The 18,680-nt window shown below is 73.1% G+C and carries 12 protein-coding genes; 10 read left to right on the top strand and 2 right to left on the bottom strand.

The genetic code is table 11. The annotated features are described in order from the left end of the window. The first annotated feature begins 125 nt into the window (after nt 1-125). The 3 genes from IE313_RS23035 to IE313_RS23025 all read left to right on the top strand — a co-directional run bounded on the left by IE313_RS23035 (nt 126) and on the right by IE313_RS23025 (nt 4,526). Complete coding sequence (locus IE313_RS23035) at nt 126-1,682, top strand: glycoside hydrolase family 30 protein (RefSeq protein WP_189935301.1); 1,557 nt, start codon at nt 126-128, stop codon at nt 1,680-1,682. Between the two features lie 792 nt (nt 1,683-2,474). Continuing rightward, entirely contained in the window at nt 2,475-3,011 is a 537-nt protein-coding gene (locus tag IE313_RS23030; protein WP_189935299.1) for a GNAT family N-acetyltransferase, read from the top strand. Between the two features lie 273 nt (nt 3,012-3,284). Then, a complete protein-coding gene (locus IE313_RS23025; protein WP_229924871.1) occupies nt 3,285-4,526 on the top strand; it encodes a cytochrome P450 in 1,242 nt (413 codons plus the stop codon). A 51-nt stretch (nt 4,527-4,577) separates the two neighbouring features. Here IE313_RS23025 and IE313_RS23020 read toward each other — a convergent pair whose 3' ends face one another. Next, nucleotides 4,578-5,297: a hypothetical protein gene (locus IE313_RS23020; RefSeq protein ID WP_229924870.1), complete on the bottom strand. Its 720-nt coding sequence runs from the start codon at nt 5,295-5,297 to the stop codon at nt 4,578-4,580. Between the two features lie 529 nt (nt 5,298-5,826). On the opposite strand from IE313_RS23020, the gene IE313_RS23015 reads away from it, so the two are divergent. From IE313_RS23015 to IE313_RS23000, 4 genes are all read left to right on the top strand, one after another. Then, entirely contained in the window at nt 5,827-6,312 is a 486-nt protein-coding gene (locus tag IE313_RS23015) for a hypothetical protein (protein ID WP_189935293.1), read from the top strand. A 301-nt stretch (nt 6,313-6,613) separates the two neighbouring features. Continuing rightward, nucleotides 6,614-9,253: a ligand-binding sensor domain-containing protein gene (locus tag IE313_RS23010; RefSeq protein ID WP_189935291.1), complete on the top strand. Its 2,640-nt coding sequence runs from the start codon at nt 6,614-6,616 to the stop codon at nt 9,251-9,253. A gap of 262 nt (nt 9,254-9,515) precedes the next feature. Beyond that, entirely contained in the window at nt 9,516-10,967 is a 1,452-nt protein-coding gene (mptB, locus tag IE313_RS23005; RefSeq protein WP_189935289.1) for a polyprenol phosphomannose-dependent alpha 1,6 mannosyltransferase MptB, read from the top strand. After that, a complete protein-coding gene (locus IE313_RS23000) occupies nt 10,964-12,103 on the top strand; it encodes a glycosyltransferase 87 family protein (RefSeq protein WP_373317041.1) in 1,140 nt (379 codons plus the stop codon). The genes mptB and IE313_RS23000 overlap by 4 nt, the downstream gene beginning before the upstream one ends. 101 nt (nt 12,104-12,204) lie before the next feature. Here IE313_RS23000 and IE313_RS22995 read toward each other — a convergent pair whose 3' ends face one another. Continuing rightward, nucleotides 12,205-13,632 (bottom strand): hypothetical protein, encoded by a 1,428-nt coding sequence (locus tag IE313_RS22995; RefSeq protein ID WP_189935286.1) that lies wholly within the window; start codon nt 13,630-13,632, stop codon nt 12,205-12,207. Between the two features lie 271 nt (nt 13,633-13,903). On the opposite strand from IE313_RS22995, the gene IE313_RS22990 reads away from it, so the two are divergent. The 3 genes from IE313_RS22990 to IE313_RS22980 all read left to right on the top strand — a co-directional run bounded on the left by IE313_RS22990 (nt 13,904) and on the right by IE313_RS22980 (nt 18,562). Then, nucleotides 13,904-14,446, top strand: coding sequence for a flagellar hook-length control protein (locus tag IE313_RS22990; protein WP_189935284.1), 543 nt, complete (start codon nt 13,904-13,906; stop codon nt 14,444-14,446). 272 nt (nt 14,447-14,718) lie between these two features. Continuing rightward, complete coding sequence (locus IE313_RS22985; RefSeq protein WP_189935282.1) at nt 14,719-16,920, top strand: hypothetical protein; 2,202 nt, start codon at nt 14,719-14,721, stop codon at nt 16,918-16,920. Between the two features lies 1 nt (nt 16,921). After that, entirely contained in the window at nt 16,922-18,562 is a 1,641-nt protein-coding gene (locus tag IE313_RS22980) for an ABC transporter substrate-binding protein (RefSeq protein WP_189935280.1), read from the top strand. Nucleotides 18,563-18,680 lie beyond the last annotated feature (118 nt).

Below are 18,680 nucleotides of genomic sequence, written 5' to 3'. Positions count from 1 at the left end.
CCAAGGGCTTACTAAGTACTCGGTAAGTGTGTTTCCATGACGCCGTCGCACCCGCGTGACACCGGGTCGACGACCCGGGAGCACCCACCTTGCGCGACGAGCCGAGACCCCCCACGGAGCATCAGATGTCCCACACCCCCGCCGGCCCCGCGTCCGGCACCCCCGCGGAGGGCCGCGGTGGACACAGCCGCCGGAACTTCCTCGCGCTGACCACCGCCGGTGCCGCCGCGGCCGGATCCGCGCTGCTGATGCCGGGCCAGGCCGGTGCCGTACCGCGCGGTCCCCGGGGCTCCGGCGCGGCACAGGTGACCTTCAGCTCGGAGTCCACTGCCGCCGGCTTCGAGCCCAAGAGCGGGACCTGGTACGACGACCCGGCCGCGGGCCTCGCCGCGGTCGCCCACCGGCTGAGCCCCCAGGACGACATCGCCTTCGTCCCGGCGGGCGACGACTCCGGCCAGGTGATCAACGTCGATCCGGCGACGACGTACCAGAGCGTGCTGGGCATCGGCACCTCGATGGAGGACTCGACCGTCTACGCCCTGTCGCTGATGAACGCCGGCATCCGTACGAAGGCCCTGCGGGCGCTCTTCGACCCGGCGGCAGGGGCCGGCTTCAACCTCACCCGGATCTGCTTCGGCACCTCCGACTTCAGCCAGCCGGCGTTCTACACCTACGACGACGGCGCGGCGGACCCGGACCTCGCGAACTTCTCCATCCAGAAGGACATCGACAACCAGATCATCGCGACCCTCAAGGAAGCGCTGGAGATCAACCCGGACCTGGTCGTCTTCGGCACCACCTGGAGCGCCCCGGTCTGGATGAAGGACAACAACAGCCTGATCGGCGGCCACCTCCTCGACGAGTACGTCCCGGTGTTCGCGAAGTACTACCGCATGACGGTGGAGGCGTACGCCGAGCAGGGCATCACCATCCACGCGGTGACGCCCCAGAACGAGCCCCTGAACGCCGCCTCCAACTACCCCAGCATGCTGATCTCCGCCGAGCAGGAGGGGCGGCTCCTCGACGCCATGCACGCGGAGTTCGCCGAGGCCGGCCTCAGCACCGAGATCTGGGGCTACGACCACAACTTCGGCCAGGCGGAGGACTACGCCGCGGGCCTGTACGGCACCCCGGGCGCCTACACCGACGCCTACTCCCACTCCACGGCCATCGCGCTGCACGACTACTCGGGCGACCCGAGCGCCATGAGCCGGCTCAAGAGCGACTATCCCGACCTCGACGTGATCATGACCGAGCGGATGGTCTGGGGCACCGAGGGCGCCGACCGCATCGCGCAGTACCTGCGCAACTGGTCGATCGGCTACGTCGCCTGGGCGACCATGCTCGACCAGAACCGGCAGAGCCAGCAGTTCGGCAAGCCCGACCCGACACCCCTCATCCAGAGCCTGGCCGACCGGAACACCTACTGGGAGCTTCCCGAGTACAACTTCTTCGCGCAGTACGCGAAGTTCGTCCAGCGCGGCGCCCAGCGCGTGGACAGCGACTACGGCAGCGCGGACACGGTCACCAACGTGGCCTTCCTCAACCCGGACGGCACCGTGGCGACCGTGGTCATCAACCAGACGGACGCCGACCAGGACTTCACCCTCCGCTCCGAGGGCCGGCAGATCACCGCCACCCTCCCGGCGAAGACCACGGGCACCTACGTCTGGCAGCGCTGACCCGCCGGCACACCACTGCGCCCCCTTCGACCCGGGGCCTGACACCCGGGAGCCAGGGCCCTCGCGACCGCGCGAGGGCCCTGGTTCGTTCCCGGCCAGGCACTCCGCGCGGCGCGACTCGGGCCGGTCGTCCTACGGCTGCGGGTGCCCGCCAGGTTCTGCGCCCCGGACCCGTACGGCGCGGAGAGGACGAGTCCGCCCGCGTCGCAGACCCCGGCCGGCGCGGAGCAGCCCTCGGCCGCCAATCGTGCGCCGGGCCACCGCCGGTCGTGCGCCGGGCCACCGCAGGGCAGGGGGCGGGCGTCGGCGCGGGTGACGGGCGTCGACGCGGGCCTGCGGGGGCGCGCGGGCGCGCGGATACCGCGTCAGGGTGGGCACGGGCGATGTGAACGGTGTCGCGGCGCTCCGGTGCACGCCCATCGGGTCATACAAATGCTCTTGCGCTTACCGGTTCAGGTGACTTCATTCCTTCCCGCGCGTGCCCCGGGGGCTGCGGGGCATATCCCAGCGGAGTCCAGAGGGTCCGCGGGAGAGGAGGAGTGATGATCAGGAAGCTGATGAGCATGCTGCCGACCCCTCGCCGTCTCGGCGCCTACATCTACTACTACTAGCCCCGGCGATCGAGTCGGTGGGCTTTCCGTGCGCCTGAAAAGGCCCTGAAAAGGCCGTGAAGAGGCGGCGTGCGGAGCCCCGGAGCAACCGTGTGGGCGGGATCGGCCGACCGTTCCCGCCCGCTTTCCCTGACCACCAGCCCCACCGGCCGTGCGAGAGATGCCGCTGACGATGCCCTTGATGATGCCGTCCCGAATCGTGTCGGAGCGACTGGTCCTGCGTGTCCCCGAGCTCAACGACGCGGTGGGGCTGCAGGACCTGATCAGTGATCCCGTCGCGCTGAAACACGCCGGCACCCGGGCGGCGTGGAGCCCGGACCGGCTCCTCGCCCTGCTCGCCAGGATGCCCGTACTGCACCGGGAACGCGGCTACGGGATGTACACCGTGTGCAAGAAGGACGACGGCTCCGTCCTCGGCCTCTGCGGCCTCTCCCCCGAGGAGCACGACACCCCGGAACTGAGCTGCGTGCTGATGCGCCGCCACTGGCGCAACGGCTACGGCCGCGAGGCGGCGAGCGCGGTCCTCGCGCAACTCCGCGGCACCGCGGGTCTGCGCGGCATCGTGGTACGAGCGGAACCCGACCACCCGGCGCTGCCCTATATGGAAGAAGTGGTCCTGCGCCCGTTCGGCCTCCTCTTCGACAGGGAGGAGTATTTCCCGCTCGGGCGGAAGACCATGCGGCATTACCGGTGGCAGCCCAGGGACGCCTCCGCATGACGGGCGTCCCCGCCACCCGGGCCGCCTCACCGCCTACCGCCCGGCTGCCTACCGCCCGGCTTCCGGGCGCCCGGCTGCCGATCGGGCAGGCCCGCACAGCGGTACCGGCCGCCGCCGACGGCGACGGGGCCGGTGGGGGTGGCGGTGACCGCAGAACACGCTCCGAGGCAGGGGGAATCAGCAATGGGCCGAGCCGAGCAGCCTCAGCCGCCGCGGCTGCCGGGGCGGGAGGGCGGGTCGGCCGCGTGGCACCGTGACCGCCTCGGTGCGGCGGTGCGCGCCGCACGTGCCTGCGGTGACGTGTGGCAACTGCGCGCCGGCGTCTACGTGGCGGCCGCGGCGGGCCCGTGCGAGACCGTGCTGCGGCGCACGACGTACGAGTACACCACGGCGCCCGGCACCTTCCGGCCCGTCAGGCGGGCGGGCGGGCGCCCGCCCGGGCCCCAGGAGCGGGCGTACGGCCATGCGGCCCGAATGCGGACCCTGCGGCCGAAGGCGGTGGCGGCCCGGATCGGCGTGATCGCCCCCGGCGCCGCGGAGTTCGCCGCCGGCTGGCCGCAGGACCGTGACGTGGAGGTGCTGCCGCGTGCCCAGCGCGTGCTGGCCAGGATCGGCTGCCGCTACCTGTTCTCCGGGGACGCCGACGCCATGCTGGCCGCGGGTGCGGGGCTCGCCGCGGCCCGGGAGGGCATGATCCGCTCCTGGCCCCTGCCCGGCTGGGCTCCCACGCCCGCGCGGCGCTCGCTGGCCCGGCAGCAGGCGGTGTTCGCGGCCGGGTTGCGGCGGGTGATCGAGCGGCGCCGGGCCGCGGGCCGCCCGGGGGACGATCTGCTCGGGCGGATGCTCCGGCCCTCCGCCCCGTACGGACTGCTGCCGACCGCCGTGGTGATCGACAGCCTGACCGCGCTGACCGTGGCCACCGTCGAGACGCCGACCCGCGCGGTCGGCTGGATCCTGCTCGCCCTGGCCCGCCACCCCGAGGCCGCGGACCGCCTCGCCGCGGAGGCCCGCCTGCTCCCCGACGACCCGGCCGCGGTGACCTCCGCGCACCTCGCCGCCCTGCGGCACACGCAGGCGCTGGTCCGTGAAGTCCTGCGCCTGTACCCGCCGAACTGGCTCCTGGAACGCACGGCCACCCGGCGCACCGAACTCGCCGGCCACCCCGTCGCGCCCGGCACCACCGTCCTGGTCTGCCCCTACACCGCCCACCGGGACGCCCGTGAGCACCCCGCGCCTGACGAGTTCCGGCCCGAGCGCTGGCTCGACCCCGCCGGATCCCTCGTCACCCCGGGTGTGTTCCTGCCCTTCGGCACCGGACCGCGCAGTTGCGAGGGGACCGCCCTGGCCCTTGCGGAGCTCACCCTCATCACCGCGGAGACGGCCCGCCGACTGCACCTCCACGAGCCGCCCGGGCCCGCAGCCGGCCACCGGGTCGACACACTCGGCGCCCTCACTCCCACCGGTCTGCGGCTGCGTGCCACTCCTCGGCGCGGCGGTCCTGCGTCACACGCGTGAGCGGCCGCGGGCCCGGCGGCCGTGTGCGGCCACGGCCTTGCGTGACGGCGGTCAGGAGTCGTGCAGCCAGATGCGGAGCGCGCCGAGCACGGCGAATCCGGCGTCGAGCGCGCCCGCGAGGTCGTCCCCGTGCTCGTAACCGACGAGGGGGAGGCCGGGGAAGCGGTCGGCGGCCGCGGTGATCGCGGACGACCGGACGACGTCGGCGTCGATGCCGTCGACGGCGAAGAGGTTGGAGAGGCCGACGAGCCCCGCACTGCGGTTCAGGACGACACCGCCAAGGAACTCTTCGCCCTCGTGGAAGGCGAGCACCAGCACGGCCGGATCGTGCAGCAGCGCAGGACGGAAGACGTCCGGGGCCTGGCCACCACCGTGCCAGGCGAGTTGCCAGTCGTGCAGCCGGGCGGCCGTGGAGACCCGCCGGGCGCGCAGCGCCGACGCCCCCGGTGCCGGGCGTTCCGCGGGACGGTGGACCCATCTGGCGTCGAAGAGCTCGACGAAGCCGCTGGCGGTGAGGTCGCATGCGGCGAAACTGTCCTTGACCGTGCACCCGGGTGACGCCGTGTCGAGCCGGGCGAGAACGGCGGCCGGCACCGCGTCCTGGTGGAGGGTGACGGCGTCGGGGTAGTACGGCGGCGTGCGGAGGGAACTCCACCATGCCGTCCCGCCGAAGGTCGAGGGGATGCCGTGGGAGCGGCAGACCGAAGCGCACCAGTCGGCATTGTTCCGAGCCGCTGCGGCTCGGAGGGAGAACGCCCCGGTCGAGGTCACGCGGGACATGCTGACACCCCTCCCGCCCCGCCGCACGTCCGTTTCACGCGGGGCGGGACCGGCTGTCGCCGAGGGCCGCCCGCGCATGGCCCATCCCCGAGGGCTGCGGCTCGGGCTCCGGTGGCGATGCGGAAGGGGCCCTCGTCGTCCCCGGGCGGCAGGGAGCGATGCCGGGCGCACACACGGGGGCTATGCGCAGGGCGCGGGCGAACACGGCGCCCACCGCATGGCCCGCCGCTCGCGGCAACGGCCCCGCCCCGCGGTTCTGCCGTATATTCGGCCAACGCGTGAGCGCTCCAGGAAAATGCGGCCCCCTGTATTCGGTCGCACAGAATCCCGCATTCCGATTTCAGCGGCGGACAAACGCTGGTCACCCAGTCATTGCGTTACCCGGAGCGGAATTCCAGAGGCGGTTCAGGCCATTCGTCCGTGTGGCCGATGAGAAACACCAAGCCGTCGCGTCCCTGCTGTTAGCGTGCGGCAGCGACTCCACACGGAAGAACCAAGAGACATCACAGGAGGTACCTGCATGCGTTCTCTGACGCGTCGTCTGGCACTCGGATTCACCGCCCTCGCCGCCATCGCAACCCTGGGTATGAACATGGCCGGCACCGCGAGCGCGGCGACGGGCCAGTCCACCACGCTCAGCGCGGCGGACTCGGCCCTGTTGAGATCCTCGGAGCCGAAGACCGTCACGATGGACCCGGCCACCGGTGCCGTCCTCTCCGTGGTGGAGGGATATGCACACAACACACCGATGATCAGCAACCACAACATATGCAATGCGAACGACGGCTGTTTCTACAGCGGTGCCGTGCCGTACGCGCACCAGGGTTTCTACGGCACGGCCGGCACGTTCTCCGGTAACTGGCCGTACCGCTCCGGCTATTACACGGGGCAGTACACGGCATCGGCGTGCTGGGTCGGGGCATGCAGTCAGGTCCGGCTGGCGCCGCGCACGGAAGCCACCTTCTCCGGCGCCCTGGTGACCGGAACGTCCTTCACCATCTACTAGGAGCCGCGGCGTTGTCCCGCCGGACGTACGGTCCGGCGGGGCGACGCGCCACCGGACGGCGCGAGCTCGGCACGGCGGGCCCGTCGAGGCCCCGGCCAGGCTCCTCACGGCCCCGTCAGGCCCCGCAGGCCCATCAGGCCCCGCAGGCCCCGCAGGCCCCGCAGGCCCCGTAGGCCCCGTAGGCCCCGTAGGCCCGTCAAAGCTTTGGCCAAATCTTGCGCACCAGTCACTCCCGCCACGGCTGCCGTGATCTGGTCTTCCCGAACAGTTGACTTCGCAACCAGTTCTGGGGAGGCAACACTTGTCACCATCGAGACGTGGGAGACGGTGGCTCGCGGTCTGTGCCGTCACCGTCTCGGGCGTGCTGGCCGCCGTGCCCGCGGCCGCGACACCCGGCGCCAAAACAAGCCCGTTCGGTGCCCGCGCGTTGAAGGCGCAGGCCCAGGAGCGGACCTCGCACACCGATCGCCTCGGCGCCGCGCTCAGCGGCGACGATGACGACGACGGCAACGAGTCCGAGGAGATCGCCGAGGGCGCGCAGCAGTTCGCCGAGGCGCGCACGGCCCCGGGCGTGGTCGCCCCCGGCGCCTTCGGCGCGGCATGGCAGAGCCTGAGCAGCCTGCCGAACACCGGCGGCACATGGAAGAACATCACCAATCTTCCCTACGACTCCGACGACCCGCGCTACCGGGACTTCGACTCCAACTCCAGTGGCGGCTCCGGCCTGGTCACCGGCCGTATGGCGGCGCTCGCCGCCGACGACGACGGCTATGTGTACGCGGGCAGCGCGGGCGGCGGCGTGTGGCGCTCCAGCACCGGCGGCGGGCACTGGACGCCCATCAGCGACAAGCTGCCCACCCAGTCCACCGGCGCGCTGGCGCTGGACGGGGCGGGCCGGCTGTGGCTCGGCACCGGCGAGGCGACCACCAACGCGGACGCCTACCTCGGCAGCGGTGTCTACGTGCTGTCCGACCCGCGCCGCGGCACGTTCTCGCAGCGCACCCGGGTAGGCGGCGACGAACTGGAGAGCACCACCATCCACGAGCTGCGGTTCGGCTCGGGGAAGGTGTGGGCGGCCACCAGCGAGGGCGTGTGGAGCCACTCCACCAGCAACCTGTCCGCCCACTGGAAGCTGGAGTTCGCCCCCAACCCGGACTACCTGCCGGGCCACGCCAAGGCGAACGACCCCGAGGCGGCGTACAAGAACATCACCAACGACATCGCCGTCGATCCGAAGGACCCCACCAAGGTCCTGCTCGCGGTCGGCTGGCGCAGCGGTGACGACTACAACGGCTTCTACGCCGAGAAGGACGGCTCCTGGCAGAAGGTGACGACCGGTCTCGGCGCGCTGCCCTCGGATCCGGACGAGATCGGCCAGACCACGTTCGCCCCCTCCGCCGACGGATCGCGCTACTACGCGATCGAGCAGTCGCCGAAGGAGCTGGAGGACAACCCGGACAGCTCGCTGGAAGGCGTCTACGTCTCCAGGTCCGGCTCGCCCTTCGGCCCCTGGACGAGGATCGCCGACTACCACCAGCTCTCCGCCGCCGGCTCGGCGCTGACCGATCCGGGCTTCATGCCGGGCGTGCAGGCCTGGTACAACCAGTTCCTCGCCGTGGACCCGGCGGACGCCGACCACGTCTACGCGGGCCTGGAAGAGGTCTACGAGAGCAAGGACGGCGGCGCCAAATGGTCTACCGTCGGCCCGTACTGGAACTTCGGCTTCCCGTGCTGGAGCATCGACCCCGCCGAGCAGACCGGTGACTGCAACCCCACCACGCACTCCGACCAGCACGGTGTGGCGATCGGCCGGTACCACGGCAGGACGTACGTGTACGTGGGCAACGACGGCGGCGTCTACAAGCGCCCGGTCGACGGCGCCCAGGACGCGGACGGCCACGCCACCGACTGGACCTCGCTGAACGACGGCACCATCGACGCCCTCCAGTACTACTCGGTCGGCGTCGGCAGGGACCTCGACCACGGCGGTGTCTCGGTCACCGGCGGTCTGCAGGACAACGGCCAGTCGGAGCTGCGGAGCAACGACACCGTGATGGGCTCCAACTTCGGCGGCGACGGCACCACGACGATCACCGATCCCGCCAACGGCTGCAACATCGCCCAGGCGTACGTCTACCTCCAGGTCCAGGTCACCCAGAACTGCGCGGTCAACGACGGCTCCTGGGTCGACGACCCCGCCAAGGCGACCTCGTACTCCGTCGCACCGCCGGACAACGAGACCGGTGAGGCCCGGTTCGTCGCCCCGATGTCGGCTGACCTCAAGGACAGTTCGACCTGGGTCGCGGGCGGTCGGCACGTGTGGGTGCAGAGCCACGGGTACGCCATCCGCAGCAGCGAGGAGTGGACCGATGCGTTCGACCTCGGCGAGGGCCACACCGCGACCGCGGTGGCGGCCTCGGGCGGCAAGGTCTACGCGGCGTGGTGCGGCCCCTGCGACAGCAAGGGCTTCGCGCGCGGCATCGCGGTCGGCAACGCGGACGGCACCGGATGGCACCAGGTCGACCTGCCCGCCGACGCCACCGTGCCCAACCGCTATCTGAGCGGCTTCGCCCTCGACCCGAAGAACGCCGACCACGTGTACCTCGCCGTCGGCGGCTTCTCCCGGCAGTGGACCGAGGGCCCGGGCGCGGGCGTCGGCCACGTCTTCGAGTCCAAGGACGGGGGCACCACCTGGAAGGACGTCTCCGGCGACTTCCCGGACGTGCCCGCGGACTCCGCCGTCGTCACCCCGAAGGGCGGCCTCGCCGTCGCCACTGACCTGGGCGTCCTGTACCGGGCCCCGGGTGCGACCGGGTGGCAGCGGGTGGGGGAGCTGCCCGCGGTGGCCGTGCTCCAGTTGGAGATCGGCCCCGACGGCAAGCTGTACGCGGCCACGCACGGCCGCGGCATCTACACCCTTCCGGTCGGCGACCTGCGCTGAGCGGGCCGTGACCGGCGCCCGGACCCGGGCCGGACCGCCCTGCGCGGCCGGGCCGGGTCCGGGACGCCGCACCGGCCACCCCACGGGTCCGGGCCTAAGCACGCTCTCGGCCCGCACCCGCGCGCGTCCGTCCCGGGTCCGGGGCCGCACCGTCCGACGCCCGCGGCCGCCGCCCGCCCTACGCCGCCCCGGTCCAATTCTTAAGGCGGCCGCCGCCCGCCATTGGCTCGCGCGTCACGAACGGCGACCAGGCTCCCGGCCTGTGGTGAACGTCAGGTGGTGCCGTCTGCTCGGGCTCGCGGGAACGTCGGCACTGGCGCTCGGGAGCATGGGCGGCGCGGGGGCACTCCCGGTGCGCGACATGCCGCGCGCGTCCGCCGGCCCTCCCGCGCTGGGCCTGGGCGCCTCGTACTTCGGCCTCGTGCTCCTCGTCGGGGCCTGGTGGTGCCTGGGCCGGCTGGTGGGCCGGAAGGCGGGGACGGGTTCCGGCGTCCCGCCGTCGCCGCGGCAGTTGCAGGTCACGCTGGTCGTCTGGACCGTACCGCTGGTGCCGGCGCCCCCGCTGTTCAGCCGGGACGTCTACAGCTACCTCGCGCAGGGCGCCATGGTGAACGCGCACATGGACGTGTACACCAGCGGCCCGGACAGGCTCGGCGGCCCGCTCGTCGAGAACGTCGCCCCCATGTGGCGCGGCAGCCCGGCGCCGTACGGACCGGTGTTCCTGGAACTGGCGAGGGTGCTGGAGCCGGGCGGGCTGCTGGGCATGCGGGTGCTCGCGCTGGCGGGCGTCGCGCTGATGGTCGTCCTGCTGCCGGTGCTGGCCCGGCGGTGCGGGTCCGACCCGGCCGCCGCACTCTGGCTCGGCGGCCTCAACCCGCTGGTCCTCCTGCACCTGGTGGGCGGCGCGCACAACGACGCCGTGATGCTCGCACTGCTCGGGACCGGGCTGCTGGCCGCCCTGAGCGGCAGCCGCCGCTCAGCGCGGGGCGCCGTCGGTGCCCGGTGGTCCGCGGTCGCCCGGCCCCTCGCCGCCGCCACCCTGGTCACGCTCGCCGCCCTGGTCAAGGCGCCCGCCGCGCTGGGCCTCGTGGCCGTCGGCTCGCTGTGGTCGTCCCGCCTGACCGGGCGCTGGAGGTCGGTGCGGGCGGCCGCGGCGACCACCGCCGTCGCGGCCGCGGTCACCGCGGTGGTGACCGCGCTCGCCGGAACCGGCTACGGCTGGGTCTCGGCCCTCGGCACTCCCGTCACCCCGTACAACTGGGCGCCGATCGCCGCCCTCGGACGGCTCACCGGCCGGCTGCTCGCCGCTGCGGGCAGCGGCCTCGCCCCGCTCGTGGTCCCCGTGTGGCAGCTTGTGGGCCTGGCCGCGACGGCCGCGGTGGCCGCCCTCGCCTGGCGGCACCGGGCGCGTCTCGGATCGGTGTACGCGCTCGGGGTCAGCCTCGCCGCAGCCGCCGTGCTGGCCCCGGCGGTACGGCCCTGGTACCTGCTGTGGGGGCTGTTCCTGATCGCCGCCGCCGCGCCGCCGGGTCGGGCACGGCGCTGGACCGCGGCCGTCAGCGCGGTCCTCGCCCTCGTCGTCCTGCCCAGTGGCTCCGCCGCGGACGCCGGTGAGGTGGGGTTCGCGGTGGCAGGGGGCGTGCCGGCCGCGCTGGCCGCGCTGTGCGTCCTCAGCCTGGAGCTGCGGGCGCGCCACGTGCACACCCTCTCGTGAGGTCGCCCGGTGCCCGGGCCGCGGCGGCCGTGCGGCGGCGGCCGATGCCCGCGGTCCTCGCGCTGGTCTGCGCGACCGCGCTGTTCACGGCCACCGTTCCGCTCTTTCGCGGCTGGTTCGACCTGTACGTGTACTACGGCACGGTGCACTCCTGGGTCTGGCACGGCGGGCGGATCTACGACTTCGTGGTGCCGGGCACCCAGTACGGCTTCACCTACCCGCCCTTCGCGGCCGTCTGCATGCTGCCGCTGGCCCTGATGAGCCGCCCGGTGGCGGTCGGCGCCGCACTGGCGCTGAACGTCGCCGCCTCCGCCGTCATCGTGCGGGCGCTGCTCGGCCGGATGTCCGGCTGGCGGGGATACGCCGTCGTGGGCTGCCTGTTCCTCCTGCTGGAGCCGGTGCGCGACACGTTCAGCTTCGGCCAGGTCAATCTCGTCCTGCTCGCCCTGGTGCTGTGCGACAGCCGCCTGGGCCGCTGGTCGGGGGCGGCCACCGGGCTGGCCGCCGCGTTCAAGCTGACGCCCGCGCTCTTCGTCCTCCATCTGCTGCTGACCGGACGCCGCAGGCAGGCGGCGGTGGCCGCGGCCACCGCCGTGGCCGCCACCGCCCTCGGCTGGCTCGTCGCGCCGGGTCCGTCCGCGCGCTACTGGGCCCGCGAGCTGTGGCACACCGACCGCGTCGGTGCGCCCGGGTACGTGTCGAACCAGTCCCTGCGCGGTGTGCTCGCCCGGCTCGGCGACCCGGGCGGCACCGCCCTGTGGGCCCTGGCCGTCCTCGTGGTCCTCTGCGTGTGGGCCCGGCGCGTGAGGCGCGCCGACCACCGCACCGGGATCGCCCTGACCGGCGCCGCGGCCTGCCTGGTCAGCCCGGTGACCTGGGTCCACCACCTGGTCTGGCTGCTGCCCGCGCTCGCCCTGCTCGTCCGCTCCGGCCGGTACGCCAGGAGCGCGGTCGCCCATGTGCTGCTGTGCAGCAGCGTCGTGTGGATCTGGCGCTTCGACGCCTCGGGCCCCCTGGGCTTCCTCGGCTCCAACGCCTATGTGTGGCTGGCCGTGTGGCTCCTGGCCTCGTCACCGCGCCCGGCAGCGCCCGCGGCGGCGCAGAGCCGGTGGCGGGGGGCGTGGGACGCACCGTGACCGAGGGGCTGGGCGCCGGGCCCCTCACGCCCGGTGCCCCCTCACCGGGGGGTGAGGGGGCACCGGGTACGCGGGTTGGGCGGCGGAGGACCGCCGGGGCGTCAGCCGCCGAAGCGGACGGAGGCGATGGGCTGCGAGAAGATGCCCGAGAGATCGGCGACACTGCTGCTCACCAGCGCCGAGGTGCCCGTGCACTGCTTGCCGGACCAGATCTTGATCGGGCCACCGCTCAGTTGCAGTGACAGGGCCTTGAACGGCTGGACGAGGTCCTGGCAGCCCGGCCCGGCCGTGGCCTGCGAGCCGTCGGGCTCGCTGAAGTTCTTGCCGCTGTCGAGGATGACGCTGCCGTTGCCCAGTGCGGCTGAGGTGTCGGAGGCCGACGGCGCGGGGGCGGTACCGCCGCCGTTCTGCACACCCGAACCGTTGTCCGCGGTCGGCGGCAGGACCTTGCCACCGGTCGGCGAGACGGCGAACCACGTGCCGCCCACACCCTCGCCGTTGGTCTGCCCGGGGCCGGTGTCGCCGCTGAACCGGTAGACGGGCCAGCCGCCGATGGTGACCTGCCGCCTGCCGTCGTCACGCTTGACGATGCCGATCTTCGCGGTGGGCACGCCGTCGACGAAGATCCGGGAGCCGTTGCGCACCAGGACGGGCGGCCAGGTCTTGGCGCAGTCGCCGTTGCAGTTCGACTTCGACGGGTTGGGGCTGTCCTTGTCGAAGCGGTAGAGGGTGAACCCGGCACCGTCGTGCACGATCGGGTTCAGGCCGTTGGCCGAGCCCGACGTGAGCTGCACCCACTTCATCGCGGCCGCGCTGCCGCGGTCGCCCTTGTAGTTGTCACCGGTGTTCGGCGGCGCGTGGTGCTGCCCGGCCGTGCCGTTGCGGTAGTCGAGGCCGGTGCCCTGGTCGGTGCCCTCGGGGGACTGGCCCGCCTTCGTCCCGTCCGGTGTGACGCCGAACCACGTGCCGCCCACGCCCTGGCCGTTGGTCTGCCCCGGCGCCGTGTCCAGGCTGTACTTGTAGACGGGCGAGCCGCCGACGGTGACCTGGAGGTTGCCGTCGGCGCGCTTGACCACACCGACCTTCGACTTCGCCACGCCGTCGAGGAAGATGCGCCCACCGGGCTTGACGAGCACCGGCGGCCAGGTCTTCGCGCAATCGCCGTTGCAGTTCGACTTCGACGGGTCGGCGGTGTCCTTGTCGAAGCGGTAGAGCGTGAACCCGGCACCGTTGACGACGACGGGGTTGAGCTTGCCGGCCGCGCCCGCGCTCAGTTGCACCCACTTCATCGCGGCCGGGGCGCTGCTCGGTCCCTTGAAGAAGTCGCCCGTGTCCGCGGGGGCGTTGTTGTCCTTGGCCGTCCCCGGCGTGAACGAGAGGGAGGTGAGCCCCGCAGCGCTCCCCGCCCCCTGGGCCCCGGCGGATGCCGATGTCCCGGCCCCCTGGCCGTCGTTCGGGCCACAGCCGGTCAGTACGGCAACACCCATTGCCACCACGGCGCCCAGCAGGGCCACACGAGTTCTGATCATGACTTCATTTCCCTCAGCGGTCGCGCAGCAGGTCAGCGCCTGCTGTTCGATGAGATACACGTGAGGGCCCGCCGGACTGTTCAAGCAACTTACGGAAATTTCTCCCGTGCCCGCCGACACGGACGCAAGAGCGCGTATCCGGTACGACTTCGTCAATTTATGGACAGAGCGTGAAGACGAAGAGGTGGAGATGTGCGGGTCGGCTCGATGCTGGTCCTGCCCACCCCGCCGGTCCCGGCCGGGACCGGATCAGCCCGCCCCGAGGAGTCCCATGAAGCTGCTCCGCCGAAGCGCGGCCGCTCTCGCCGCTCTCGCCGCGCTCATCCTGACCTCGTCCCTCACCTCGGCCCCCGCACAGGCGGCACCGGCCATCTACCACGCCGGTATGACGTGGACCGTACTGGAGAAGGGGCCCTACGAGGACGGCACCGTACGGGTGGGTGCCGACTCCCAGACCAATGCGTACACGGGCGACACCTCGGCCGACACGGCCCTGCCGCTGCTGTGCCTCAGAGACTGGGGGACCGGGGTGCCCACCCGCATCACCCCCACGTACTACGCGGGCTGGGCGCGCGGCACCGTGGCCGCGACGGGCCCGATACCGGGCCTCGCGCTGACCAGCCGCGAGGTGGCCGACCGGCTCTGCTCGCTCTGGTTCGGCTCGGACTGGCGGGCCGCCGAGTTCCACGACGGCCGCTACGGCACCGATCTGGAGCTGAGCGGCGGCTGGTCCTTCTGGGCCTACGGTTACGTGCCGGACAACCAGCGGTTCTGGGTCGCGATCAACGACCAGCCCGCGAACCCCTGGACCTGAGGGCCCGGGCACGCAACGCGGCGGGGGCGCCTGGCGCTCCCGCCGACCCGCCGCCACCCCCGCCTGCCGTGGCGTCGTCCGCCCGGGGGGCGGGCCGCGGCCCGCGACCGCCGACGTCCCCCGCCCGACGGTCGCCGCTCCGCGGTGTGTTGCACGGGAATTCCCCTGACACCGGGACGCCGGTGGGAAGATGATGGGCCCTCACCTCACCTACCGCACATCCCTTGCAGGCACAGAGCCGGACACAGAGTCGATCATTCACGGGGGCATGGATGACGCACCGCGCACTCCACGGGTACGGGCAGCTCCTGGAAATCTTCGTGCCCGCGGCGGTCGGACTGGACGCCCGGGGCAGGGGCGCCTCCTCCGCATACCCCCGAGGGGCCCCGGTGGTCACGGTCCACGGAGGGCGCGGCACCGGGAAGACGGCGCTGTGCGAGCGGTTGCACGAGATCCACGTCAACCGCATCCACGTCGCCAAATGGCCGATGACGGGGGCGCGTCCCGGACCCGTGGGACCACCGCCCGACCAGTCGGACCCCCTCGCGTCCCGTCCCCTCGCGGCCCTTGCCTACCTCGTCCAGCAGTTGGACGCGAGCGTCCCGAGGTTCGGCCGCATCGAGTTCCCCCGCTTCACGTACGGCCTGATCGCCGCCACGACACTGGACGAACCGCCGGACGCCGCCCTGGACGGTGCGGACGGCGGGCCGGGGCTGGCGGATCTGCGGCTGTTCCGGGACAAGCAGCGCGACCTGGAGGAGGCCCTGCGGGGCAACGGCCCGGAACCCCCGCTGCGGGAGTCCTTCCGGGCGCTCGCCGTCGCGGCGGTCCCGCTGCTGCGCTGGACAGCCCCCGGGCTGGCCCCGCTGGAGGACCTCGTCCGGCACTTCGTCACCCACGGCCTCGGCGGCGAGGGCGGCGGCAGGGGGCTGCACGCGGTCGCACTGCGGTGGTGGGACGGCCAGCTCCGCGACATCGCGGGCTCCGGGATCAGAAAGCTCCTGGGCTATGTGCTCAGTCTGCGCTACCAGGTCACGGCACGTGCCCGGCACGATCTGGAGGAGCGTCTGACCGCCGCCTTCCTCGCGGACATCGACGCCCACCACAGACGCCCGCACCTGCGCATACACCCTCTGCCGCTGCTCCTCCTCGACGACACCCACACCCCCGCGGGCAGCCGCCTGCTCGATCTGCTCCTGACCGCCTACGCCCGGGCCGCGGGCCCCGACAACGCCCGGGGCGGGAAGGTCGGACGGCCGGTGATCGTCGCCACCGAACTCAGCGCGGCCGATCGGCCCGCAGGCGCAGGGATCCCGCATCCGCTCACGGTGGCGCAGCTCGACACCCTGAAGTGGGACAGTCCGCACAGCGACGCGCCCGGCGCGTGGCGGGTGCGGCTCAGGGCTCCGGCCCTGCGGGCCGAGAGCGTCGGCGCCGCGCTCGGCTCCCCCTGCCCGCAGGGCCTGCCCAATGTGATCGAGCAGCTCAGCGCCGGGCGGCCGGGCTGCGCCTGGCCGCTGGTCGAGGCCGCCCGGGAGGACCTGCGCACCGGCACGCGCAGCGTCCTGCTCCGCTGCGAGCCGGAGGAACTGGGCCCCGCCCTGCTGGGCCTGCCCCCGGCCGGCGCCGCGCGCGAGCCGACCGTCGCCGACTCCCTGCTGCGCTACCTCGTGCCCGAGCGTGCACTGATGGACAGCCTGCTGCCGTGGGCGGCGGCGCTGCGCCCGGACGACCTGCCGGACCTGCCGCCGCCGCGTGCCGAGCAGCACGCGGCGCACTCCCGCATACGCGCCTTCCTCGGGGCGGACCACTGGTACCGGTGCGCCTGGGCGGGCGACGAGGGCTTCCTGCCCGTGGTCGCCGACCGCACCCTGCGGGAACTGCTCCTGCACCGTCTGCGCACCGTGTGCACCCCGGCGCCCGGCGAGTCGGGCACGGACGACGCGTTCGGGTACTGGACACGGCTGCACACGGCAGCCCGCGACCGCCGGGGCAGGCCGGCCCCGGACGGGGACGGCACCGCGTACACCGCCTACCTCCACCACTCCTTGGCGCTGGGACACCACGAGACGGTCGTCGCCGGCCTGCACACGCTGTTCGGCGGCAGCGACCGGAGCACCTGGCTGGCCGCGTTGCAGTTCGTCTGCGCGGCCCCCCGCCCGCCGAGCGGCTACCCCGTGCGGGGATCCGGGGCCCGCCCCTCCTGCCCCGCCTGCCCCGGTCCGGAGCCCGACCACCGGCACCTGGCCATCGGGCGGCTGGTGCGCGTGCTGGGGGACCTGTCGACGCTCTCCTCGCTCTACACGGACGACCCGGACAGCCCGGACAACGAGCTGCGCCGGCTCCTCGGCGGCCTCGACGTCACCTACGGGCACCAGGACGCCGCCACGGCCCAGGCCGCCAGGCGTTGGCCCGTACTGCTCGCCCAAGGGCGGCGGGTCCCCGAACTTCCGGTCACCAGAAGGGACCACTGACGTGCCGGCACCCAGGTTCTGGCCCGCGCCCGTGCTGTTCGGCGCCCCGGCCGCGCTCCTCGTGGTCCTCGCCCTCGCGCTGTGGCTGGGGTGGCGGGCCGGTCTCGTCCCCGTCGTGCGCAATGCCCTGGCCGGCGGCTGCCTGGCCCTCGCGGCCGTCGCGGTGGGCGCCGTCGTCTGGGCGGCGCAGTTGCCCGAGTACTGCCAGAGCGGCAACGGGCGGCTGGTCGTCGAGGACGGCCAGTGCGTGGGCATCAGCGACGGCGGTCACGCCTTCGTGGAGGAGCTCCGCCCGGTCTCCGCACGGATCAAGGCGCTCAACGACCGCGTCACCCGGGGCGACACCCCGTACGCCACCATCGCCCTCATGATCCCCATGACTCCGGACGGGGAGAGCAGGGCGGAGCGGACCCAGCTCCTGCGCGAGGTGCAGGGCGCCTACCTCGCCCAGTACCGGGCCGACGAGGCGGGGAAGGAGGACGTGCCCATCCGCCTCGTGCTCGCCAACCCGGGCCGTGACGGCCGGCACGGCAGGCAGGTGGCCGACTGGCTCTCCGACATGGCCCGCTCCCCGAAGGACCGGCTGCGGGTCGTCTTCGGCTTCAACCTCAGCGTCCGGCAGACCGCCGACACCATCGGCTACCTGACCCGGCAGAAGCACATCCCCGTGGTGGGCGGCCCGATCACGGCCACCGATCTCGCCAACGACCGCGACAACCGCTACCCCGGCCTGGCGAAGGTGGTGCCGTCCAACCTCGACCAGGCGCACGCCCTCCAGCACCACCTGGAGGCCGACGACGAGAAGACCTTCCTCATCGAGGACATCAGCGGCAACGACATGTACTCCCGGTCCCTGCGCACGGCCTTCCGCGAGGTGACGAAGGGCGCGGCCAACGGCCCGGAGCGGTACGACTCGTCGCAGGTGACGAACAACGACTTCCGGCTGATGGTCAACAACGTCTGCGACTCCGAGGCCACCACGATCTACTTCGCCGGGCGCCCGCCCGCCCTCGCCCGTCTCATCAACGCGCTGGGCGCCCGCGGTTGCACCGACCGGCACCTCAGGCTCGTCACCGTCTCGGGTGCCTCGACCATCGCCCTGGACCCGCGGCTGGACTGGTCGGCCCTCGCCCCGGGCAGAGGACTGACCGTCGAGTACGCCACCATCACGCACCCCGACGCGTGGACGGTCCGGCACAACGCCGGCGCCCGTACGCCCCCCGCCACCGGCGGGTCGCCGCACGCCCTGGGCGTCCTGACCGGCCTGCTGGAGGGCGACTCCCCGGAGGGACCGGGAGACATCGGCCCCACCGACCTGTCCGACGGGCGCACCATCACCATGTACGACTCGGCGCTCACCGCCATCACCGGCATCGAGAACCGCGTGACCAGGAAGGGCCCGGTCCCGGCGCTCGCGAACATCGCGGAGGCGTGGAACCATCTGCACGGCGTCGCCAAGGTGAGCGGTGCGAGCGGATGGATCTGCCTGGGCAGCAACGGCACGCCGTACGACAAGGCGGTGGCCATCGTGCGGCTGGTGCCCGGCAGCGGGGGTGCGGACGGACACCTCGCCTTCCAGGGCGTCGCCTGGCCCACCGGCAGGGCCCTCACCGAGGAGACGTGCCGCAACACCAGGGGGTGACCCCGCGGCCGCCGGGGAGTGGCCCCGCAGCCGCCGGGCGGGCCGGCCGCGACCGCCGACGGCCCGGCGACAGCGTCCGGCGGCACCCGGTCGGCCGGGCGCCCGCGGGCGCCCGGCC

This window comes from Streptomyces sulfonofaciens (assembly GCF_014656295.1).
Lineage (GTDB): Bacteria > Actinomycetota > Actinomycetes > Streptomycetales > Streptomycetaceae > Streptomyces > Streptomyces sulfonofaciens.
Note: the sequence above shows the minus strand (reverse complement) of the source record. Positions and strands in the feature narration are given on the sequence as shown.